Raw genomic sequence first — 24259 nt, forward strand, 5'->3', positions numbered from 1 at the left:
ATATAAATTCATAAATTTTAGAATGCAGAACATTAAGATTGATAAATTTGTTTTATCTATTATTGGAGTAATTATAGTAGCTTATTTTTTTCCAGAATGGGGCGTTAGCGAAAGTAAAATTCCTATCGATACAATTAGTACGGTAGGAATTTCGCTTATATTCTTTTTTTATGGGCTTAAGTTGAGTCCGGCAAAGCTTAAAGCAGGACTTAAAAACTGGAAATTACATCTTTTAGTGCAGAGCGCTACGTTTTTAATTTTCCCTATGTTAGTTTTAGGGTGTCGTCCTTTAATACAAAATGAAACCCAAGAAACTATTTGGTTGGCTTTCTTTTTTTTAGCGGCATTACCATCTACAGTATCGTCGTCTGTAGTTATGGTGTCTATGGCAAAAGGGAATATTCCTGCTGCTATTTTTAACGCGAGTATTTCTGGAATTATAGGTATTGCATTAACTCCACTTTGGATGGGGCTTTTTGTTAATGATGCCCAAACCGATTTCGATTTTACAACTATTTACGTTAAGCTTATTGTTCAAATTATATTACCTGTGGTTTTGGGGCTACTGTTACAACGGTTTTTTGGCAGCTTTGTACAAAAACATAATGCTAAACTTACCCTTTTTGATAAGTCTATTATCCTGCTTATTATATACAAGAGTTTTGCAGAGTCGTTTACAGAGAACATTTTTAGTTCGGTATCGATATTAGATTTATTGTTTCTTTTTGTTGCTGTATTGCTATTGTTTTTATTGGTTTTTATAGTGTTAGGGTTTTTATCTAGAAAGATGGATTTTAATAAGGAAGACCAGATTACTGCCCAGTTTTGCGGTACCAAAAAATCTTTAGTACATGGTACAGTATTTTCTAAAATTATATTTGGTAATATGGCTACTATAGGAATCATTTTATTGCCTTTAATGTTGTTTCATGCAACACAAATATTAATTGTTAGTGTTTTGGCAACGCGGTTGTCCAAACGCTTAGATTAAACGTAAAGATATTTTGAAGGTTTAGCGCCACGTGAATTTGAGCTTAGCAAAAACGCACTTGCTTATTTTTTATGCTAGTATGTTTGCGGTTACACGCGTTAGGGATTGGAGCATTGTTGAAGCTCTTTTTGTGTTGTTGCGCCTATGCAACACAAAAAAGCGACTGCGAAAAGCCCGACCGCATACCCTGAGCATAGACGAAGGGTGGGGTAACGCCAAAAAACACTTTCTAGAAAATTGCAATTTGCGTTTAGATAAAATAAAGCCTAATTTTCCTAAATTAATTTTTAAACCTGTAATTGATGAAATCTTATATCTGTTTATGTTTTTTGTTTTTAATTGCCTTTAGTACAATGGCCCAAAATGAGATTTTAAATTTATGGGAAACCATCCCTAACCATAAGCATACTGCAGAAAATGAGGGTGTAGAAATTAAAGATGTTAAGCGTGTTTTTTTGACTAAAACACCAACTATTGAGGTGTTTTTGCCATCGAAACGTAGCTTAAACGGGAAAGCGGTACTTATTTGTCCTGGTGGCGGGTATCGTTATTTAGCTTACGATTGGGAAGGTACAGATGTTGCAAAATGGCTAAACAGTAAAGGGATTGCTGCTTTTGTTTTAAAAAGCAGATTGCCACTTTCAAAATCATTAATTACGCCGCATGAGGCGCCTTTACAGGATGCGCAGCGCGCTATACGGTTGCTTAGGGCGAATGCCGATAAATGGCATATAAACCCAAATAAAATTGGTGTTATTGGTTTTTCGGCAGGCGGACATTTAGCTTCTACCTTAGGAACTCAATTTGATGCGCCTAATAGTTTTAAAGAGCAATCTATGGATACCATATCGGCTAGACCAGATTTTGTTGCTTTAATTTATCCGGTAATTACCATGCAGGATGATTTTACACATAAGGGCTCGCAAACTAATTTATTAGGCTCAAATCCGGATGATGCTTTAAAAGCAAGATTTTCCAATGAATTGCAGGTTACCAAAGATACACCACCTACTTTTTTAGTACATGCAGGAGATGATATGGTAGTACCAGTAGAGAATAGTTTAAAGTTATATAATGCTCTAAAAATTAATGGTATTAAAACTGAAATGCATATTTATCCCTATGGTAGTCATGGTTTTGGTTTAGCTATAGGACAAGGGTACTTAGAGTCTTGGACAAATAGATTTTACGATTGGCTAATGGAGTTTTAGTACTAGAACTTGTTAAGATTTATTAAGTATTAGGTGTTAAAAAAAGCGCATTAGTACATGCGCTTTTTAAGTTTTAGGATTTTTCCTTCCAAATGTTTAGTTTAATTTACTTTTTGGTGACTAACTCAAAAAATTAAATGATGGTGGATTGTCCTAAATGAATATTTGTAAAGTTTAGATTTGTTTCGTCTGGATTTTGTATAAAATCTTCTATAAAATCGCCCACTTTTGTAGTGCTTATATTATCATATTTATTATTTAAATCTGGTGTTGTAATATGTAATTTTAATGATTTGTCTACACCTTCTCGTACTAATGCCGCTTCTTCGTCTAAACCAAAATAATCGAGTAGCATTGCAGCCGACAATATGGAGGCAATAGGATTAGCTATACCTTTGTTAGCTGCTTTAGTATATGCCCCGTGTATAGGTTCGAACATAGCATATTGGTCGCCAATTGATGCAGAAGCTAACAAACCAATTGAACCAACAATGACACTAGCCTCTTCTGATAGGATATCGCCAAACATATTTTCGGTTAAAATAACATCAAACTGTCTTGGTTTAATAATTAGCTCCATAGCTGCATTATCAATGTAAGTGTAATTAACACGAACATCTGGGTATTGCGGAGCAATTTCTTTTACTATTCTTCGCCAAAGACGAGAGGTTTCTAAAACATTAGCTTTATCTACTAAAGTTAATTTGCGTTTTCTAGACTGTGCTGCTTTAAAAGCGGCATGCGTAACGCGTTCAATTTCGAAACGCTCGTATTTACATATATCGGTAGCCGTATTCCCATCGTCACTTAAATAGCGATCACCAAAATAAATACCACTTGTTAACTCGCGATAAATAATGATATTGGTATCTTTTATTTGTTTTGTTTTTAAAGATGCTTTACTAAGTAAATCGTCGTAAGCAATAACAGGGCGTATGTTAGTGTGCAGTCCTAACTCTTTTCTAATACCTAATAAGCCTTGTTCTGGTCTTATTTTAGCATCAGGGTCGTCGTCATACTTGGTGTTTCCAATAGCACCAAATAAAACAGCGTCTGCATTCTTACATATATCAATAGTTTCTTTAGGGAGTGGTGTACCTGTTTTATCTATAGCACTAGCGCCAACTAAAGCATTTTGAAATGTAAATACGTGGTTAAACTCCATAGCAACAACTTTCAAGACCTTAACGGCTTGAGCAGTTACTTCTGGACCTATACCATCACCTGGTAAAACGGCAATATTTAATTTCATTAATTAAGCTTTTTATTAATATGAATTACGCTACGATTCTGTTTTCTATGCCGAAATAATTTCTTTATATACTTTACTGTTTTCTATTATTATATGGATATCCTTGTCGTCTACTTCCTTTTTCTTATCGGCGAAATCCAAGAAATTCGTGTAAATTTCGTCCAACTGAAGTTTAGTTAACTCGTATCCAATATTTTTTGCTCGGTAAGCTAATGCGGCTCTACCACTACGCGCTGTTAATACAATAGCAGATTCTGTAACTCCAACATCTTTTGGATCCATAATCTCGTAAGTTTCACGGTTTTTAATCACACCATCTTGGTGAATACCAGAACTATGTGCAAAGGCATTTGCTCCAACAATAGCTTTATTTGGTTGGGTGTAAATACCCATATTATCCGAAACTAATTGGCTAATACCGTAAAGCATTTCGGTGTTAATTCCAGTATCAAGATTTAAATAAGGGTGTTGTTTTAAAATCATTACAACTTCCTCTAAAGCTGTGTTTCCTGCACGCTCACCAATACCGTTTATAGTACATTCAATTTGGCGTGCACCATTAATTACACCTTCAATAGAGTTTGCTGTAGCTAAGCCTAAATCGTTGTGGCAATGACAAGATAAAATAGCCTTGTCAATACCTCGTACATTTTCTTTAAGGTATTTTATTTTTGCTCCATATTCACTAGGTAAACAATAGCCTGTAGTATCAGGAATATTTAAAACGGTTGCTCCCGCTTTAATTACTGCTTCGCAAACACGTGCTAAATACTCGTTATCGGTTCTACCAGCATCTTCAGCATAAAACTCAACATCTTCAACAAACGTTTTTGCATAACTAACAGCTTTTACAGCACGTTCGATAATAGCGTCTTGGTTGGATTTAAATTTGAATTTTATATGAGAGTCAGATGTTCCAATACCTGTATGTATTCTTGGGCGTTTAGCTAATTTTAATGCTTCGCCAGCAACTTTTATATCATTCTCTACAGATCGGGTTAACCCACAAACTGTAGCATATTTTACTATTTTAGAAATTTCTTCAACCGATTTAAAATCTCCAGGACTAGATACTGGAAAACCAGCTTCAATAACGTCTACTCCTAATAAATCGAGCTGTTCTGCAATAACTAGTTTTTGGTCAGTGTTTAGTTTACAACCCGGGACTTGCTCGCCGTCTCTTAGTGTAGTATCAAAAATTTGGACTTTATTATCAGACATTTATTAAAATATATTTTCGTATTGTTACACGAATTTATATTTTGGTTTTATAAATACCGAACTCCATAAATAATTATTACGATGTTTAACTAGATTTATATTAGTTTAAATATCTATAAATCAAGTGTTTAACACTGTTTTTATGACTATAACGAAAGAGCAAAAAGATAATTTATTTGTATTAATTAAATCGCTGTCTAAATCCGAAAAAAGACAATTTAAGCTTTATGTTGGGAGATTAGGCGTTAATGAGGAGTCAAAGTTTTTAAAACTCTTTAATATTCTTGATAAAATTAATGTGTATGATGAAGCTGCAATTCTAAAAAAGGGCATCGTTAAAAAACAGCAGCTATCTAACCTAAAAGCACATTTATACAAGCAGATTTTAATTAGTTTAAGGTTAAACCCATCTCATCAAGATATTCGAATTCAAATTCGCGAACAATTAGATTTTGCAACTATTTTATATCACAAGGGCCTTTACAAACAAAGTTTAAAAATTTTAGATAAAGCAAAAAATTTAGCCATTCTTAATGAAGAAAAAAATGCAGCCTACGAAATTGTCGAGTTAGAAAAAGTTATAGAGTCGCAGTACATTACACGAAGTATAAGTAGTCGTGCAGACGAGCTTACCGTGCAAGCTAAAGAGTTAAGTTTGCAAAACGTTTTGGCCAGTAAGCTTTCTAATTTATCGTTGCAATTATATGGTTTGTTTTTAAAAATGGGCTACATAAAAAATGACGAAGACTACCAAATAATAACAAAATACTTTAACGATAGGCTGCCTAAATACGACATCAATAAATTAGGTTTCAGAGAAAAATTGTGGCTATATAAATCCTATTTATGGTATAGCTTTTTAACCGTCGATTTTTTGTCATGTTACAAATACGCCTCAAAATGGGTCGATTTGTTTTACGATAATAAAGATATGATTGCTTTAAATCCTGTCTTTTTTCTAAAAGGAAACAATTACCTATTAGAATCTTTGTTTTTCCTTAATAAACACGAAAAATTTAAGTTTTCATTATTAAAACTAGAAGCACTTACAAAAGAAAAGTGGTTTCCAACAGACGATAATATCGAGGGTTTAGCCTTCTTATACATATACAATAATAAATTTAATTTACATTTTATAGAAGGTAGTTTCGAGGCAGGAATGCCACTTATCGACGAGGTTCTAGAACGTTTAAAAAACTACAAAAACCGTATAGACGAGCATCATATTATGGTGTTTTATTACAAAATAGCAAGCATGTATTTTGGTGCTGGCGATAATAAAAAATGTATATTTTATTTAGAGAAAATTATAAGCAATAAATCCCTAGAAATGCGGGAAGATTTACTGTGTTTTTCACGAATTTTAAATCTTGTGGCGCATTACGAAGCCGGATTAGATTATAATCTAGACGTTTTAATAAAAAGCACCTATAAGTTTTTAATTAAAATGGAAGACCTGTACGAAGTGCAACGAGAATTTATAAAGTTTTTACGTGGTTTGGGCGATATTTATCCGCACGAGGTAAAAGGCGAGTTTATTAAACTCCATAAAAAACTAAAAACCTACGAAAACGACCCGTACCAAAGTCGTTCCTTTTTATATCTCGATATTATTTCCTGGTTAGAGTCTAAAATCGAAAACCGACCAATTGGCGATATTATTCGCGATAAATTTAATAACGCAAGTGCCTAATTATTTTTTGGGCGCAACCCACAAGGGGTCGGGCTTTCACTACTCGCTCCCTCCTAAGGTCGGGGAGCTCAAACAGGCCGTTCAATCCCTTGCGCGGGCATGTTAACTAAAGTAGGTAATGGCCATATTAACATGGTTTATTTGTTTTAAATCAAAAAAGAGTCCTAAAAATTTGGATATTAACGTTACAGGTTCAATCTTTGCACTCACAAAGTTCAAACACGTATTGAAATGTTATCAAGAAAGGTGGAGGGATTAGACCCTTTGAAACCTTAGCAACCCTTTAAACTTATTAAAGAAGGTGCTAAATTCTACTTAAATTACCAATTCATTTATTGGTATTTGGATAGATAACTCACAAATTACAAGCTGTAATTTTACATCTCTTTTTAACATTTTTCTACTTAAGGCACTTTTTACAAGTGTATTTTTGGCTTTATTAAACTAATAATATAAAAAAACTAGAAAAATGAGTGATCTTAAATTAGCAACAAACGCATTACACGCAGGACACGATGTAACAGCAAACGGAGGCACTAGGGCTGTACCAATTTATCAAACATCATCGTATGTTTTTAATAATTCAGACCATGCCGCAAATCTATTTTCATTAAAGGAACTAGGTTTTATTTACACCCGATTAAACAATCCTACAAACCAAATTTTACAAGATCGTTTAGCTGCCGTAGAAGGTGGTATTGGCGCTGTAGTTTTTGCATCGGGAACAGCTGCTATATCAACAGGTTTATTAACGTTATTAAAAGCTGGCGACCATATTGTAGCGTCTAGTAGTTTATACGGCGGTACCTATAATTTATTAAATGTTACCTTACCAAGATTAGGCATTACAACAACATTTGTAGATGCTTCAAATCCAGATAATTTTAAAGATGCCGTACAAGATAATACTAGAGCCTTTTTTGTAGAGTCTTTAGGAAACCCTAAACTAGATGTTTTAGATTTAGAGGCTATTGCAGCACACTCTAAAGCAGCCGAAGTACCGTTTATAGTAGATAATACCGTAGCAACACCAGCTTTATTAAACCCAATAAAACATGGTGCTAATATTGTAATACACTCATTAACTAAATATATTGGCGGACAAGGAACCTCATTAGGTGGTGCTATTATCGATGCTGGAACTTTTAATTGGGCAAACGGTAAGTTTCCTGAGTTTACAGAGCCATCTGCAGGATACCACGGTTTAGTATATCACGACGCTTTAGGTGCAGCATCGTATACATTTAAATTAATTCTTGAAGGTTTAAGAGATTTTGGTGGTGCTATGAGTCCAACAAACGCTTTTAACATTATTCAAGGTTTAGAGACTTTACCAGTTAGAATAAAACAACACAGTGCCAATGCTTTGGAGCTTGCAAAATGGTTGGAAGCACAAGATGAAATTGCTTGGGTAAACTATCCTGGTTTAGAAAGCAGTAAATACAAAGCGTTAGCAGATAAATATTTACCAAAAGGACAAAGTGGTATTGTAACTTTTGGACACAAAGGTGGCTACGATGCCGCTAAAAAAATAGCAGATAACACAAAATTATTCTCTTTACTGGCTAATATTGGTGATACAAAATCATTAATTATCCACCCAGGAAGTACAACACACCAACAATTGGATGAGGCACAACAAGCTTCGGCAGGGGTGTCTGGAGATTTAATAAGACTATCTGTTGGTATTGAGGATATCGAAGATTTAAAAGCCGATTTATTAGAAGCTTTTAAAACTATTTAATTAAAATAAAGAAAACAGACCTACAAGGTTTTTAAAACCATGTAGGTCTTAAAACATAACAGTAAGTATTTCTCCCCGAGCCTGCATTGAGCGCAGTCGAAATGGGGAGTTAGGAGGGCTTCTATATGAAACACGAATTACAACATATCATTATTAAAAACTTTACAACCGAAAGCGGTGTGCTTAACCCAATTATTAAGTTAAGTTATCAGGTTTTTGGGAAGTCTTTGGGTAGTGCGCCAATTGTTTTAATAAACCATGCTTTAACAGGTAATAGCGATGTGGCTGGCGAAAATGGCTGGTGGCGCGATTTGGTTGGCGATGATAAGGTTATAGACACAAAACTATATACGGTTTTATCGTTTAATATTCCCGGAAATGGTTTTGATGGTTTTGTAATTGACAACTATAAAGATTTTGTGGCTAGAGATATGGCCAACATATTTTTAATGGGGCTTAAAGAATTAAAAATAGCAGAGATATTTGCAACTGTAGGCGGATCTTTAGGTGGTGGAATTGCATGGGAAATGGCCGTTTTAAAACCCAATTTCACAAAACATTTAGTGGTTGTAGCAACCGATTGGAAATCCACCGATTGGTTAATTGCAAACTGCCAAATACAGGAGCAATTCTTGTTAAATTCTAAGCATCCGGTGCACGATGCAAGGATGCATGCCATGTTATGTTACCGCACGCCAGAGTCTTTTAAGGAGCGTTTTCATCGTTCTAAAAACGACGAATTAGAGATCTTTAATGTGGAGAGTTGGTTGTTACATCATGGTAATAAATTGCAAGAGCGTTTTCAGTTGTCGGCTTATAAATTAATGAATCAGTTGTTAAGGTCGATTGATGTTACTAAAGGCCGTTCGAGTAATTTTAATGTACTTGAAAATATCGAAGCCAAAATACATATTGTTGGTGTGGATTCTGATTTGTTTTTTACTGCTGAAGAAAACCGCGAAACCCATAAGCAATTAGCATTAACGCATCCTAATGTAACGTATAACGAAATACATTCGGTACACGGACACGACGCGTTTTTAATGGAATACGAGCAATTAGAAAAAATTATAGAAGGCATTTTTGTGCCACACTCTAAAAGAAAACCTATGAAAGTATTAAAATTTGGAGGAAAATCGTTAGCCAACGGAAAAGGTTTAGAAACGGTACTTTCAATTATTAAAAATAAAGTAATTGCTGGCGAGCGCATAAGTGTTGTGGTTTCGGCAAGAGGTTCGGCAACAGACGATCTGGAGGCTATTTTAAATAAAGCCTTAACAGGCGAGCCGTATCAAGACGATTTAAATGCCTTTAAAGCCTACCAAGTAGAACCTTTAAAAGGTATAGATTTTTCGGAAGAATTTTTAGTGCTAGATAAGTTGTTTGAAGGGGTTAGTTTACTACGCGATTATAGCAAAAAGACAAAGGATAATATTTTAGCTCAAGGCGAATTATTATCGGTAAAGCTTATTGCTAGTTTATTAAATAACCAAGGGGTTAAAGCAAAAGCAACCGACTCGCGCGAGTTAATAAAAACCGATGAAACCTTTGGTAATGCTCAGCCATTATCGAAAATATCAAAAGAAAACACCAAGAACTACTTTAGTAAACATAAAGATGTAGTTAATGTGGTAACTGGTTTTATTGCTTCTAATTTAAAAAATGAAACAACCACTTTAGGGCGTAACGGAAGTAATTATACAGCGGCATTATTAGCTAATTTTTTAGATGCCGAAGAGTTACAAAATTACACCCATGTTAGCGGTATTTACACAGCAGATCCTGTTCTAGTGCCAGATGCTAAACAAATTAGAGAACTCTCGTTTAGCGAAGCTAACGAGTTGGCTAATTTTGGGACTTCGGTTTTACATGCTAAAACCATTATCCCTTTAGTTGAAAAAAATATTAATCTGCGTATTTTAAATACCTTTAATTCTGATGATGAAGGCACATTAATTACGGCAAGACCAAGCACTAAAGAAGTAACCTCGTTATCTATTTTAGATAATGTGGCATTACTAAATTTAGAAGGGCGTGGTCTTTTAGGTAAAATTGGTGTAGATGCTAGAATTTTTGGGGCGTTAAGTAAATATGGTATTAGCGTTAGTATTGTATCGCAAGGATCGTCGGAGCGTGGTATTGGGTTAATTATTGATGCCGACCAAGCTACACAAGCGGTTATTGCTTTAGAGCGTGAGTTTGAAAGTGATTTTTACTCGCAAGATGTTAATAAAATTGATGTTGTAGACGATGTGGCTGTAATTTCAATTATTGGTATTGAGTTAAGCTCATTCCATAAGCCATTTAATGCACTTATAAAAAACCAAATTACACCGTTGCTTTTTAATAACACGGTTACAGGAAAAAATGTGAGTTTGGTGGTTAAAAAGGCTCAACTGCATAAGGCTGTAAATGTTATTCATGGTGAGGTTTTTGGGGTTTCTAAAAAAATTAATATCGCCATTTTTGGTCATGGTGGTGTTGGTGGCGCTTTAATTAACCAGATTTTAAAATCGAAAGGCGACATTGAAAAACGAAAAGGTATAAGCTTAAATATTTTTGCAATTGCAAACTCTAAAAAGCTATTGCTTGATAAAAATGGAGCAGAAGCTAATTGGGAAAATGCTATTGCATCGAGCTCGTTTGAAAGTTCGATAGAAGATATTCTTACCTATGCTAATAATCATCATTTAGAGAATTTAATAGCGGTTGATAATACGGCGAGTTCTACATTTTATAAAAATTATATTCCGTTGGTAAAAGCTGGTTTCGATTTAGTGTCGTCCAACAAAATTGCAAACACGATTTCGCACGATTTTTATACGGAATTAAGAACAGAATTAAAAAACAGCAATAAGCAATATTTATACGAAACTACGGTTGGTGCAGGTTTACCTTTAATTGATACTATTAAATTACTACACGAATCGGGAGAGAATATTACAAGAATTAGAGGAGTGTTTTCTGGAACGTTGAGTTATTTATTCAATAATTTTTCGACTGCAGACAAACCGTTTAGTGAAATTATTCAAGAAACGGTTGATAAAGGGTTTACAGAACCAGATCCGCGTGAGGATTTTTCGGGAAATGATGTGGCTAGAAAGTTATTAATTTTGGCAAGAGAGTTAGATTTGCAAAACGAATTTGAAGATGTTGAGGTGTTAAATTTAATTCCAGAAGCGTATAGAGATATTTCGGTTTCGGAATTTTTATCGCAATTACATGTTCTGGATAAGCAATACCAAAAGATAAAAGACGAGCAAGAGGCAGGACATGTGTTACGATATGTTGGGGATTTATCGGGCGATTTATCGCAGGATAAAGGCCTATTGGAAGTAAAATTAGTGTCTATTCCAGAAGATAGTACGTTAGGACATGTAAAAGGAAGTGATGCTATTTTTGAAATATTTACCGAGAGTTACGGTGAGCAACCTATAGTTATACAAGGTGCAGGAGCAGGAGCAGAAGTTACGGCAAGAGGTGTTTTTGGAGATATATTGAGGTTGTCGAAATTAAACTAGTAATATAGATGTCTCGTTTTTTCGAGAATATACTTTCTTGTGAGGTTTTAAAAATCTTGCAGGTATAGGTTGAAAATAATAAAATAGACCTACAAGGTTTTGGAAACCTCGCAGGGTGGATAGTAGATAAAAAGGAAGTTTACTTTAAAGACAGGCTTTGGCAAATAAGTGCATTAGGGATTGTAGCGGCATCCTTTTTTTGCTGCCATAAATGGCAAAAAAAGATATAGCGGAAAGCCCGACCCTTTTGGGTAATGCCAAAATAAGAATGATTAAAAAGAATAAAAGTGAGTAAGAAATTTGAAACTTCGGCGATACGAACACAGAGTGAAACGACACAATTTTCGGAGCATTCGGTGCCATTATACTTAACTTCTGGTTTTGTTTTTGACGATTCGGAAGAAATGCGTGCATCGTTTGCTGAAGAGAAACAACGCGATTTATACAGCCGTTATAGCAACCCGAATGTTAATGAATTTGTAGATAAGGTGTGTGCTATGGAAGGTGCCGAGGCTGGTTTTGCTTTTGCTAGCGGAATGGCTGCGGTGTTCTCGACGTTTGCAACGTTGTTAAATGCTGGCGACCATGTGTTGTCTTGTAGTTCGGTTTTTGGTGCTACTCATGGTTTGTTTACAAAATACTTTCCGAAATGGAATATTGAATGTTCGTATTTTAATATAAATGAGGTTGATGCTATTGAAGGTTTAATACAACCAAATACTAAGTTTATTTATGCCGAAACGCCAACAAATCCGGGTGTTGATATTCTTGACTTAGAATTTTTAAGTGCTATTTGTAAAAAGCACAACATACTATTGGTGGTCGATAATTGTTTTGCCACACCGTATTTACAAAACCCAATTAAACTGGGTGCCGATTTAGTAATACATTCGGCTACTAAATTAATGGATGGGCAAGGGCGTGTGCTTGGTGGCATAACGGTTGGTAGTAAAGAACTTATTAGAGAAATATATTTATTTTCTAGACTTACTGGGCCATCGTTAAGTCCGTTTAATGCTTGGGTGTTATCTAAATCGTTAGAAACTCTGGCACTGCGCGTTGAAAAGCATTGTGATAATGCCATTAAAATTGCTACATTTCTAGAGGCGCACCCTAAGGTAACTTGGGTTAAATATCCTTTTTTAAAATCGCATCCTAAATACGATATTGCTAAAAAGCAAATGCGTTTGGGTGGTAATATTGTAGCTTTTGAGGTTGAAGGTGGTTTAAAAGGCGGAAAGTGCTTTTTTGATAGTGTAAAAATGTGTTCGCTTTCGGCAAACTTAGGCGATACTAGAACCATTGTAACGCATCCGGCAAGTACAACGCATGCTAAGGTTGAGCCAGAAGTTAAAAGAGCTGCTGGAATTACAGATGGTATGGTGCGTATTTCGGTTGGTTTAGAGCATGTTGATGATATTATTCAGGATTTAGAGCAGGCGTTAAGAAGTTAATTGAGCTTTTGTAGCTACTAATTTTACTGTGATTTTTGAATTCTTTATGCTGATTTTTACTCGTGGATTAAGAGAAAAGCGGCAAGAAATACTTAAAAGTACATGGTTGTTTTTTAGTTTGAAAATAGTTGTGTGCTTGTTATTTTTAGTAAGTAATAAACTAAATACCTATTAAAACTTGCATTATTCGAGTTTATGTTGAGCGCCATAAATAAGAATTTTTTTAACTATTGAATAAGATTAGAAATGGTACTGTTTTAATTACTAATTTGTTAGACTAGCTAAGAAGAAAAAATGTACATATATTTTAAATATGTTCTGTACAGGAATTAATTTATAAAACTAATTTAAAGCATATAGCAAATGGACAAACATTATTTTATGCCCATTTGCTAAATAGTACTCTAAAATATTTCTAATTCCAAAATGTAGAACCAAAATTTGTAGCCGTGCCATTAAAGCTAAATGGCGAGCTTCCTTCAATAATATTATTAGAGTTATCCCATCTTCCAGCAGTAACTGCTTGGTCTACTCTGGCTTGGTTACTTGCGCCCCATTGTACATAGTCTATAAGTATATCTGGATCTGTAGAGCCAAAAGAGTTTTCAGAAAATAGACTTAAACCATCGGCTGTCGGGTTTATATCGTAGCTTAAAGTTACGCTTTGGTTTAGACTTAAATTTGTAGACTCGCTGGTTGCATCAGAAACCTGCACGTATGTTCCAGGGCCTAAACATAGCCAATATGAACCTACGTTTTTCGTCTCATCACCTAAATTGGTAAGTGTTACCTGGTCTGTCTCCGTATTTACCTCCGTTATACGTATAACACTACTTGATGCTACTTCTGTTTCTGTGGTGGTTGTATCGTCGTCATTGCTACAGCTAGCTATTAAACCACATACTAGCACCATAAAAATTGTTTTTTTCATTTTCATTTTAATTTAAATTATTAAATAACTTTTTAAATAGACGAAAGCTTATTGGTTTTCATACATAAAATATCAAGTAGATTGAAAATTTATGATTTATAGGTAAACGATTGTAAGTGTAGCAAAGTAGTATATTTAATTTTTTTGTTGAATAGAAATTAAATACAATTTGTATTGAGGTGTTTTTTTTAGAGGTTTATAAAATTAGTGCTCCTCGTGTAGTGTCTTTTTTTGTGCTAATTTTTAAAGTTATTGTTTTAGCTAATTTGAAATAATAATTAAATATTAGGTAATTTCTTTTCAAGTATCTCGACTTAGCATAATAAATTTGAAATTATGAAAGTAGGATATAGAATAAGTATTGTCATTTTTTTGTTTTTTTGCTTAAGCTTTCAGGGTTTTTCTCAAAAAAAATTTAAAGTAGAGAGTTTAAACTTTGAAGGACTTAAAAAAACTAAAGCAAGTTTTTTAACTCGCATAGCCAAGGTAAAAGTGGGTAAAGAAACAGATAGCGTAGTTGTTGTTAATGATATTGAGCGTTTTAAACGTTTGGATGGTATTGCCTTTGCTAACTATAAAATAGAATACGTTGGCGATGCGGGTTATAGAGTTACATATTTGCTTGAAGAGAATTTTAGTATTATACCAGGCGTAAGAACGGGACAAGCTAATGATGGGAGTTTTTTATATCGATTTTCTGCTTTTGAGTTTAATGGCTTAGGTCGTAATATTATTTTTGGAGGATTTTTTAAAAGAGAAGTTTTTAACGGTTTTGGTGTTTTTTTAGAGCATCCTTACTTATTTTCTAATAAATTAGGTTTGGGTATAAATTATCAAGACGATACATCACAACAGCCTATTTATTTAAATGCTAACGATATTGATAATTCTGCTAATTATGCATATACTAGAAAAGGTCCTGAACTAACATTATTTTATGAATTAAATTTTAAGAATAGGTTTGAGTTGGGATCCAAAATTTTTAAAGAAGAGTACACTTTAATTCGTGACGACCCAGAGAATGAAGGGCTTGTAAATGTGCCAGAACCTCAACTCAATAAAGCATTGTTTAGGGCATCTCATGAGTTTGTAGATATTGATATACAATACCAAAACCAGTCGGGATTTAGAAATTTTTTGGATCTTAATTATTTTGTTGGTGGACAAGGGGTTTTGCAAACCGAGTACATAATTAATAATACAACACAATTTTATAAGCTAATTGGGTCTAAAGGAAATTTTGCTACGCAATTAAAATTTCAATTAAGTAATACGGTAAATAATACGGCGTTTGTACCAATAATTATAGATAATCAATTTAATAATAGAGGTGTAGGTAATACTGTAGATCGTGGGATATCAAGTACAACAGTAAATACGGAGTATCGACATACATTATTTGAAAAAGGCTGGTTTGTTTTACAGGGTAATGTATTTACCGATGTAAGTAGTCTACAACGTCCAAATGTTCAATTTTTAAATCAATTTTCATCAGATACATTTCGTGTATATTCAGGCGCTGGTGTTCGTTTTATTCATAAATATATTTTTAATGCAGTACTTCGTTTTGATTATGGTGTTAATGTAACAGGAACTGGGGGTAATGGTTTTGTGTTTGGAATAGGACAATATTTTTAAATAGTGTTTTTAGTTGTGGTTTGCAAGTACTAATTTATTTATATTAGCAAAATGCTTTCCAAAAAAACAAAATACGGGTTAAAAGCTCTAACGTTTATTGCTAGAAATGGAGATGATGTTCCTGTGCAAGTTGGCGTTATTGCTAAAAGTGAACAAATTCCACAAAAATTTCTTGAAAGCATTTTACTAACACTTCGTAAATCTGGTGTTTTAGCATCTAAAAAAGGTAAACATGGAGGTTATTATTTAAGGAGTGAACCTTCGGAAATAAAAATGACCGATGTTATGCGTGTTCTAGAAGGACCAATAGCTATGGTGCCTTGTGTGAGTCTTAATTATTACGAAAAATGTGATGATTGCCCAGACGAAACCCTTTGTAGCGTGCATAAACTTATGATTGAGGTGCGCGATAGCACACTTAACGTGTTCAGAAATACCACTTTAGCAGATTTGTCTAGCGTAGATTAATGAAAATATCTCAAAATTATCTCTTATTTTAAATAATAATCTTCTTTTTATCGCAAATTTATTCCATTATTCTAAAAAGTTGTTAAAACTGCTTTTTGTATTATAAAATGTTTTACATTTGTAATCCCTACTAAATTGATAGGATTAATATAAATAATAAGAAATGATAGCGCAAATGTTATTAAAGAGTAAAGAAAAAACTACTTATAAAGAGGATGCTGTTGGAGAAAAACCAATTAGAAGTGTAGCAAAAGCTTTAAGTTGGAGAGTAATTGGTACTTTAGATACATTGGTAGTTTCATATATATTAACAGGAGAAATGGCTGTTGCAGCATCTATTGCTTCGGTCGATTTTTTAACCAAAATGGTATTATACTTTTTCCATGAGCGTTTATGGAATTCAATTAAATGGGGAAAATAAATAAAGAGATTATGTTTACAGAAACTCAAATAGAAGAATTAAATAAAAGCTTTGAAAAAGCCACGCCTACTGAAATTATTCAGAAGGCTTTCGAGCTTAATAATAAAGCTGTGGTTACTACTAATTTTAGACCATATGAGGCCGCAATTTTACATGCGGTTAGTAGTTTGGAATCTAGTATTCCTGTAATTTGGTGCGATACCGGTTACAATACGCCACAAACGTATAAGCATGCCGAACAAGTTATAAAAGATTTAAACTTAAATGTGTCTTTATATGTACCAAAACAAACAGCGTCTCATAGAGATGTTGTTATGGGAATTCCAACGGTAGATGATCCAAAGCACGCTTTGTTTACCGAGCAGGTAAAATTGGAGCCTTTTAAACGCGCTATGGACGAGCACAAACCTAACGTGTGGTTTACAAACTTGCGCCAAGGGCAAACAGCATTTAGAAACAGTATTGGTATTTTTAGTTTAAGTAAAGATGGTGTTTTAAAGGTAAGTCCTTTCTATTTTTGGTCGGATAAAAAATTAGACACCTATTTAGAAGAAAACAATTTACCAAACGAGTTTAAATATTTCGACCCAACAAAAGCATTAGAAAATAGAGAGTGTGGTTTACACGCTTAAAATGAAGTTGGCAGTAAATTTTTATAGAAAACAGTTATAAAGAACAAAATATAATAACAAAACTTTTACCCCGCCCGAGTAAGAGTTCCCCCTTCGGGGGTTAGGGGGCTTTTTAATTATGAAGAAAGATACATCAAATATCAATTCACTAGAAAACGAAGCGATTTACATCATGAGAGAAGTTGCGGCGCAGTTTGAAAAACCTGTGTTATTATTCTCTGGAGGAAAAGATTCAATAACTTTAGTAAGATTAGCTGTTAAAGCATTTTATCCTGCAAAAGTACCATTTCCTTTATTACATATTGATACGGGGCATAACTTTCCAGAAACAATTGAGTTTAGAGATCGTTTATGTAAAGAATTAGGTTTAGAATTAATTGTACGTAATGTACAAGATTCTATTGATGAAGGTAAAGTAAAAGAAGAGTCTGGTCGTTACGCGAGTAGAAACATGCTACAAACTACAACGCTTCTTGATGCTTTAGAAGAATTTAAATTTGATGCTGCTATTGGTGGTGCACGTCGTGATGAAGAAAAAGCAAGAGCTAAAGAACGTATTTTTTCTGTACGTGATGATTTTGGTCAATGGGATGAAAAAAACCAACGTCCAGAATTATTCGATATGTTAAATGGTGCTATAGATCACGGACAAAACGTACGTGTGTTTCCAATTTCAAACTGGACAGAATTAGATGTTTGGTCGTATATAGAAAAAGAAAATATTGAGATTCCTTCAATTTATTTTGCACACAAACGTAAAGTCTTTTTAAGAGATGGCATGATTTGGTCTGCTGAAGACGATGTGGTTTATAGAGATGAAAATGAAGAAGTAATAGAAAAAATGGTGCGTTTTAGAACGGTAGGAGATATGAGCTGTACCGCAGCTGTATATTCAGATGCAGTTTCTATTTCTAAAGTGGTAGAAGAAATTAGAGATTCTACTATTTCTGAACGTGGTGCTAGAATTGACGATAAGCGTTCTGAAGGCGCCATGGAAAAACGTAAACAACAAGGGTATTTCTAGAAATGGTTAATAGTTTTTTGGTTATTAGTTACTGGTAACCAATAAAAATCAAAAAAAATATTAAAAAATTAAGTTACTGAAGTTTTATTGGTGTTTAGGATAATCGAACAACTAATTACCAACAGCTAGTAACCAATAACAATAAAAATGGAAGTATTAAAAATAGCAACAGCAGGAAGTGTAGATGATGGAAAAAGTACGTTAATAGGACGTATTCTTTATGATACAAAATCTTTAACCTCAGATAAGTTAAAAGCCATTGAAGATAAAAGTGAACAACTAGGATACGATTACTTAGATTTTTCTTTAGCCACAGATGGTTTAATGGCCGAAAGAGAACAAGGAATCACCATTGATGTAGCACATATTTATTTTTCAACTAAAAAGAAAAGTTACATTATTGCAGATACTCCAGGTCACGTAGAATATACACGTAACATGGTTACAGGAGCGTCAACATCTCAGGCTTCTATTGTTTTAATTGATGCTAGAAAAGGTGTTATCGAGCAAACAAACCGTCACTTCTTTATTAATAATTTATTGAGAATTAAAGACGTTGTAGTTGCCATTAACAAAATGGATTTGGTTGATTATTCTGAAGAGGTTTACAACAAAATTAAAGCCGATTTTACAGAATTAATGAGTAAAAGAGATTATCAGGACCAAAAAATCACTTTTATTCCAGTAAGTGCTTTAAAGGGTGATAATGTTGTTAATAAAACAGATAAAATGCCTTGGTATAAAGGTGAAGCTTTATTGGAGCATTTAGAGCAACTGGATAAGGCAGATATATTTAACTCTGGTACACCGCGTTTCCCTGTGCAATATGTAATTCGTCCTAAAACTGAAGATTTTCATGATTATAGAGGGTATGCAGGAAAAGTTTATGGTGGCGATTTAAGTGTTGGAGACGATATTATTGTGTTACCATCAAAAACACGTTCAAAAATTAAAGATATTTATTTCTATGATGAAAAGTATGAAACGGCTTCTAGACGTTCGTCTGTAACCATCACTTTAGAAAACGATATTAATGTAAGTCGTGGCGACATGATTGTTAAAGAAAACGATTTGCCAACCATCGATAAGCAATTTACAGCAAATGTTTGTTGGATGGATAGCAATCAATTAACACCTGGAGGGAAATATATTGTTCAGCATGGTGTTAATAAAGTATTGGCTAAGGTTGATAGAATCAATCATAAAATTAACCCAGATTATTCTGGTTTTGAAAAGAATGTAACAGGATTAAATATTAACGATATTGCTTCAGTGTCATTCAAATTAAACAAGCCAATTTTTTACGATCAGTTCAAAAATCATAGAACAAATGGATCTTTTATTATAATCGATCCACAATCTAATAATACAGTTGGAGCTGGATTTATTCAGTAAAAACAACAAAAAGTTTTTTTCTAATTAAGAAAAGTCAGGTATAGCATGCAAAGTTTTGAAACAGAAATAGAAAATCCAATCGTACAAAAGGATATCATTGAATTAGCTCAAAAAATAGAGCTTTTTCATAATGGTAAAATAGACGAAGAAAAATTTAGAAGTCTTCGTTTAGCACGTGGTGTGTACGGTCAGCGTCAAGAAGGCGTGCAAATGATTCGTATTAAGGTGCCATACGGAAAGTTAAAAAGTAATCAATTACGTAGAATTGCGGCTGTATCAGATGAGTATTCTCGTGGACGTTTACATATTACAACCCGTCAAGATATTCAAATTCATTATGTGGATTTAAATAGAACACCAGAGCTTTGGGCCGAATTAGAAAAAGATGAGGTTACCGTACGTGAGGCTTGTGGAAATGTAGTAAGAAATGTAACAGCTTCTGAAACTGCAGGTATCGATGTAAACGAACCTTTTGATGTGTCGCCTTACGCCGATGCATTATATAAATTCTTTTTACGTAACCCAATTTGTCAAGAAATGGGACGTAAATTTAAAGTGTCTTTCTCTTCAACAGACGAAGATACAGGATTGTCTTATTTACACGATATAGGATATATAGCAAAAATACAAAACGGCGTTCGCGGTTTTAAAGTTTTAGTTGCTGGTGGTTTAGGGTCTCAACCCCGTCATGCCGATGTGTTATACGACTTTATTGAAACCGATAAAATCATTCCAATTATGGAAGGTGTTTTAAGAGTTTTTGATCGTTACGGTGAGCGTAAAAGTAGAGCTAAAGCACGTATGAAATTCTTATTAAAAGATATTGGTTTAGAGGCTTTTAAAGACTTAATTGCAGAAGAGCAAAAAGCTATCGAGTTTAAAAGTGTTGCTATTGATGCTGATGCTTATGTAGCTTCAAAACCAGTTTCAGTTGAAGCTCCTACTGCCGAAATTAAAGATCAAGAAGCTTTCGAGTTATGGAAGTCTACCAACCTTATTCCTCAAAAACAGGAAGGTTATGTAGCTATTGGTGTTAAAGTATTATTAGGTGATTTTTATACAGATAAAGCACGTTTATTAGCTAATTTAGTAGATAAATATGCTGCTGGCGAAGTACGTTTAACATTACGTCAAAATATTGTTATTCCTTTTGTAAAAGAAAATTTAGTGCCATTTTTCTATCAAGAGCTTGAAAAATTAGGTTTTGTAGAAGCTGGTTATAATAAAGCCGTAGATATTACAGCGTGTCCAGGAACAGATACTTGTAACTTAGGTATAGCAAGTAGTACTGGTATTGCTGTAGAGTTAGAGCGTATGCTAAAAGCAGAGTACCCACAATATTTAAAAAACCAAGATTTGGTTATTAAAATTAGTGGTTGTATGAATGCTTGCGGACAACACAATATGGCTAATATTGGTTTCCAAGGGATGACGGTTCGTACGCCAGATAAACTAGTAGCGCCAGCGTTACAAGTATTATTAGGTGGTGGTAACCAAGGTAATGGTAATGCAACTTTTGCAGATAAAGTAGTAAAAGTACCAAGTAGAAGAGGACCAGAAGCGTTACGCAGAATTTTAAATGATTTTGAAGCTAATGCAAACGGAAAGCCATTTGTTGAATATTATCAAGAAAAAGGAGAAAGATATTTTTACGATTTCTTAAACGATTTACAAGATGCTACTAACTTAACTCAAGAAGATTTTATCGATTGGGGTGAAGAAGAAAAGTATGTAAAAGAAATAGGAATTGGAGAATGTGCTGGAGTAGTAATCGATTTAATTGCCACTTTGTTTTTTGAAAGTGAAGAGAAAATTGATAATGCAAAAGAAGCTTTTGAAAACGAAGTGTATTCTGGAGCAATTTATTATGCTTACCAATCTTTAGTTAATTCTGCAAAAGCGTTATTATTAGCAGAGAATAAAAAGACGAATACGCATGCTGGAATTATTTCTCAGTTCGATGAGATATTTGTTGAAACGGGTCAAATTGAGTTAGGTACTTCATTCTCTGAGTTAATTTACCAAATCAATAAAAATGCGCCAACTAAAGAGTTTGCTTTAAATTACATTGCTAGTTCAGATAAATTTTTAGCAGCGGTTAGAGCATTTAGAGCAGCACAACAAGAAGCATAAATTTTAAAATATTACATGAATATAAACACCCCAAAATTAACCGTAGTAGGTGCTGGTCCAGGCGATGAAGATTTAATAACCCTTAAAGCTATTAAGGCTATTGAATCTGCAAACGTTATACTGTACGATGCACTTATTAACGAGTCGTTACTTAAATATGCTGCTAAAGATGTAGAACTTATTTTTGTAGGGAAACGTAAGGGGTGTTATGCATTTCAGCAAGAACAAATTAACGATTTAATTGTAACCAAGGCCAAAGAGAAAGGGCATGTAGTACGCTTAAAAGGCGGTGATCCTTTTATTTTTGGTCGCGGAGCAGAAGAGATTGATTATGTTAGAGCGTTCGGATTGGAAACTTACGTAGTTCCTGGAATTTCATCGGCTCTTGCAGTACCTGCTTATCAAGGTATTCCGTTAACTAAACGTGGTATTTCAGAAAGCTTTTGGGTGGTTACAGCTACAACTAAAGATCATGCCTTATCCGCAGATGTGGAGTTGGCAGCAAAATCAACTGGAACAATCGTTATCCTAATGGGTATGCATAAGCTAAAGGACATTGTTAAGGTGTTTTATGCCGAAAACAAAAGAAATGTTCCAGTGGCTATAATTCAAAATGGTACTCGAGATAACGAAAAAGTTGGTATAGGAACGATACGTAATATACAACAAGTTGTAAAAGAAAATGAACTAGCAGCACCGGCAATTATTGTAATTGGTGATGTTGTAAAACATAGAGCGGTTTTAAACTCCATACAACAAGCTGTTGAAAATAAATAGGTCATGGAAAGAAACAATTTATATCCTATTTTTTTAAAAGCGAAAAGTTTAAATGTACTTATTGTAGGCGGAGGCAACGTAGCTGAAGAGAAGTTAACCTTCTTGTTAAAGTCTAGTCCAGATGCTTGTGTAACAATGGTGTCACCTATGTTTAGAGAAGGTACATTATCTTTGGCTAAAACAGGAAATGTAACCTTAATTGAAAAAAAATACAATAAAAAGTATTTAAAAGGAAAGCATATTGTAGTAGCAACGACCGATGTACCAAAGGTTAATGTAAAGGTGTATAAGCATTGCAGAAAAAGAAGCATTTTAGTAAATGTTGCCGATAACCCTCCGTATTGCGATTTTTATATGGGTGGTATTGTAACCAAAGGCAATGTAAAAGTAGCGATTAGTACTAACGGAAAATCGCCAACAACAGCTAAACGTTTACGTCAGTTTTTCGAGAATGTTATTCCAGAAAATGTAGACGATTTAGTAAAAAATTTAAATGAGTATAGAAAAACAATAAAAGGTGATTTTGAAGAAAAAGTGGAAACACTAAACGAATTCACAAAAGGATTAATTGAAAAAAAAGAATCTTAGTAATGATTAAAACAGATATAATAATTATTGGCGCGGGGCCAACAGGTTTATTTACAGTATTCGAAGCTGGATTATTAAAATTAAAATGCCATTTAATTGATGCATTGCCACAACCAGGTGGACAATGCTCGGAGTTATATCCTAAAAAACCTATTTACGATATCCCTGGTTTTCCAGAAATTTTAGCAGGCGATTTAACCAAAAATTTATTAGAACAAGGTAAGCAGTTCGAGCCAGGTTTTACTTTGGGAGAACGTGCAGAAACGGTTGAAAAACAAGAAGACGGAACCTTTATAGTAACTACAAATAAGGGTACGCAGCATCAAGCACCAGTGGTTGCTATTGCTAGTGGTTTAGGAAGTTTTGAACCTAGAAAACCACAGCTTGAAAACCTTGCTAAATACGAGGATAAAGGTGTTGAGTATATTATTAAAGAGCCAGAAGTATACCGCGATAAAGATGTGGTTATTGCTGGTGGTGGAGATTCTGCATTAGATTGGAGTATCTTTTTAGCTGATGTTGCTAAAAGCGTAACACTTATACATAGACGTAGTGAATTTAGAGGACATTTAGATTCTGTTGAGAAAGTACAGGAACTTAAAAATGCTGGTAAAATTAATTTAATTACTCCTGCCGAGGTTACCGATATTATTGGTGATGGTAAGGTTGAAGCTATAGAGGTTAAGAAAAAAGATGAAGATGCTTTTATTATAAAAACAGATCATTTTATTCCTTTATTTGGGTTGTCGCCTAAACTAGGACCAATAGCTAATTGGGGATTAGAAATTGAAAAAAATGCTATAAAAGTTAATAACGCATTAGATTATCAAACTAATATTCCTGGAATATTTGCTATTGGAGATGGTAATTTTTATCCTGGTAAATTAAAGTTAATTCTTTGTGGGTTCCATGAGGCTACTATTATGTGTCAAGCGGCATACCAAATAATTAACCCAGGAAAGAAGTATGTTTTAAAATATACAACAGTTAGTGGTATTGATGGTTTTGATGGTTCTAGAAAAGAAGCACCAAAAGCAGTTGTTCAAGCAATTAATTAAAAGTTATATATGTTTTTAGATATTGAAATCTAAAAACAAAATATTGAAATATTTTTCTAATCCTGCAAGGTTTTAAAACCTTAGCAGGATTTAGTTTTTAAAATAGG

19 protein-coding genes and 1 riboswitch are annotated in these 24259 nt (G+C 33.9%); of the genes, 16 read left to right on the forward strand and 3 right to left on the reverse strand.

Annotation, left to right across the window (positions count from 1 at the left end):
- Window positions 1-22: 22 nt before the first annotated feature.
- The gene (locus BMY96_RS07560; protein ID WP_092851032.1) at window positions 23-991 is read left to right on the forward strand and encodes a bile acid:sodium symporter family protein; all 969 of its coding nucleotides are present in this window, start codon (window positions 23-25) and stop codon (window positions 989-991) included.
- A 302-nt stretch (window positions 992-1293) separates the two neighbouring features.
- A complete protein-coding gene (locus tag BMY96_RS07570) occupies window positions 1294-2202 on the forward strand; it encodes an alpha/beta hydrolase (protein WP_092851035.1) in 909 nt (302 codons plus the stop codon).
- A gap of 133 nt (window positions 2203-2335) precedes the next feature.
- On the opposite strand, the gene leuB is transcribed toward BMY96_RS07570, so the two are convergent.
- Together leuB and BMY96_RS07580 are read right to left on the reverse strand one after the other, a co-directional pair.
- The gene (gene leuB, locus BMY96_RS07575) at window positions 2336-3454 is read right to left on the reverse strand and encodes a 3-isopropylmalate dehydrogenase (RefSeq protein ID WP_092851037.1); all 1119 of its coding nucleotides are present in this window, start codon (window positions 3452-3454) and stop codon (window positions 2336-2338) included.
- 45 nt (window positions 3455-3499) lie between these two features.
- The gene (locus BMY96_RS07580; protein WP_092851039.1) at window positions 3500-4675 is read right to left on the reverse strand and encodes a 2-isopropylmalate synthase; all 1176 of its coding nucleotides are present in this window, start codon (window positions 4673-4675) and stop codon (window positions 3500-3502) included.
- Between the two features lie 142 nt (window positions 4676-4817).
- On the opposite strand from BMY96_RS07580, the gene BMY96_RS07585 reads away from it, so the two are divergent.
- The 4 genes from BMY96_RS07585 (at window position 4818) to BMY96_RS07600 (ending at window position 13087) form a co-directional block, all read left to right on the forward strand.
- Window positions 4818-6368: a hypothetical protein gene (locus BMY96_RS07585; protein WP_092851040.1), complete on the forward strand. Its 1551-nt coding sequence runs from the start codon at window positions 4818-4820 to the stop codon at window positions 6366-6368.
- 231 nt (window positions 6369-6599) lie between these two features.
- Window positions 6600-6725, forward strand: a riboswitch (SAM riboswitch).
- A 112-nt stretch (window positions 6726-6837) separates the two neighbouring features.
- Complete coding sequence (locus BMY96_RS07590; protein WP_092851042.1) at window positions 6838-8112, forward strand: O-acetylhomoserine aminocarboxypropyltransferase/cysteine synthase family protein; 1275 nt, start codon at window positions 6838-6840, stop codon at window positions 8110-8112.
- Between the two features lie 125 nt (window positions 8113-8237).
- A complete protein-coding gene (gene thrA / locus BMY96_RS07595; protein WP_092851044.1) occupies window positions 8238-11633 on the forward strand; it encodes a bifunctional aspartate kinase/homoserine dehydrogenase I in 3396 nt (1131 codons plus the stop codon).
- Window positions 11634-11914: 281 nt separating this feature from the next.
- Entirely contained in the window at window positions 11915-13087 is a 1173-nt protein-coding gene (locus BMY96_RS07600; protein WP_092851046.1) for a trans-sulfuration enzyme family protein, read from the forward strand.
- Window positions 13088-13502: 415 nt separating this feature from the next.
- Here the strand turns inward: BMY96_RS07600 and BMY96_RS07605 are convergent, their stop codons facing one another.
- Complete coding sequence (locus tag BMY96_RS07605; RefSeq protein ID WP_139205231.1) at window positions 13503-14018, reverse strand: hypothetical protein; 516 nt, start codon at window positions 14016-14018, stop codon at window positions 13503-13505.
- A gap of 336 nt (window positions 14019-14354) precedes the next feature.
- Here BMY96_RS07605 and BMY96_RS07610 point away from each other — a divergent pair, with 336 nt between their 5' ends.
- The 10 genes from BMY96_RS07610 to BMY96_RS07655 all read left to right on the forward strand — a co-directional run bounded on the left by BMY96_RS07610 (window position 14355) and on the right by BMY96_RS07655 (window position 24152).
- A complete protein-coding gene (locus BMY96_RS07610) occupies window positions 14355-15656 on the forward strand; it encodes a BamA/TamA family outer membrane protein (protein ID WP_092851048.1) in 1302 nt (433 codons plus the stop codon).
- A 51-nt stretch (window positions 15657-15707) separates the two neighbouring features.
- A complete protein-coding gene (locus tag BMY96_RS07615) occupies window positions 15708-16124 on the forward strand; it encodes an RrF2 family transcriptional regulator (RefSeq protein ID WP_092851050.1) in 417 nt (138 codons plus the stop codon).
- 163 nt (window positions 16125-16287) lie between these two features.
- Window positions 16288-16545 (forward strand): DUF2061 domain-containing protein, encoded by a 258-nt coding sequence (locus BMY96_RS07620; protein ID WP_092851051.1) that lies wholly within the window; start codon window positions 16288-16290, stop codon window positions 16543-16545.
- Window positions 16546-16556: 11 nt separating this feature from the next.
- Entirely contained in the window at window positions 16557-17177 is a 621-nt protein-coding gene (locus BMY96_RS07625; protein WP_092851300.1) for a phosphoadenosine phosphosulfate reductase domain-containing protein, read from the forward strand.
- 118 nt (window positions 17178-17295) lie between these two features.
- On the forward strand, window positions 17296-18201 hold the full coding sequence (gene cysD / locus BMY96_RS07630) for a sulfate adenylyltransferase subunit CysD (RefSeq protein ID WP_092851052.1): 906 nt from the start codon (window positions 17296-17298) through the stop codon (window positions 18199-18201).
- A gap of 147 nt (window positions 18202-18348) precedes the next feature.
- The gene (locus tag BMY96_RS07635) at window positions 18349-19596 is read left to right on the forward strand and encodes a sulfate adenylyltransferase subunit 1 (protein ID WP_092851054.1); all 1248 of its coding nucleotides are present in this window, start codon (window positions 18349-18351) and stop codon (window positions 19594-19596) included.
- 45 nt (window positions 19597-19641) lie between these two features.
- Window positions 19642-21729 (forward strand): HEPN domain-containing protein, encoded by a 2088-nt coding sequence (locus tag BMY96_RS07640; protein ID WP_092851056.1) that lies wholly within the window; start codon window positions 19642-19644, stop codon window positions 21727-21729.
- A 15-nt stretch (window positions 21730-21744) separates the two neighbouring features.
- The gene (gene cobA, locus BMY96_RS07645; protein ID WP_092851057.1) at window positions 21745-22506 is read left to right on the forward strand and encodes a uroporphyrinogen-III C-methyltransferase; all 762 of its coding nucleotides are present in this window, start codon (window positions 21745-21747) and stop codon (window positions 22504-22506) included.
- A 3-nt stretch (window positions 22507-22509) separates the two neighbouring features.
- A complete protein-coding gene (locus BMY96_RS07650) occupies window positions 22510-23094 on the forward strand; it encodes a precorrin-2 dehydrogenase/sirohydrochlorin ferrochelatase family protein (RefSeq protein WP_092851058.1) in 585 nt (194 codons plus the stop codon).
- Window positions 23095-23096: 2 nt separating this feature from the next.
- Complete coding sequence (locus tag BMY96_RS07655; RefSeq protein ID WP_092851060.1) at window positions 23097-24152, forward strand: NAD(P)/FAD-dependent oxidoreductase; 1056 nt, start codon at window positions 23097-23099, stop codon at window positions 24150-24152.
- Window positions 24153-24259 lie beyond the last annotated feature (107 nt).

It is taken from the genome of Algibacter pectinivorans, assembly GCF_900112595.1.
GTDB lineage: Bacteria > Bacteroidota > Bacteroidia > Flavobacteriales > Flavobacteriaceae > Algibacter_B > Algibacter_B pectinivorans.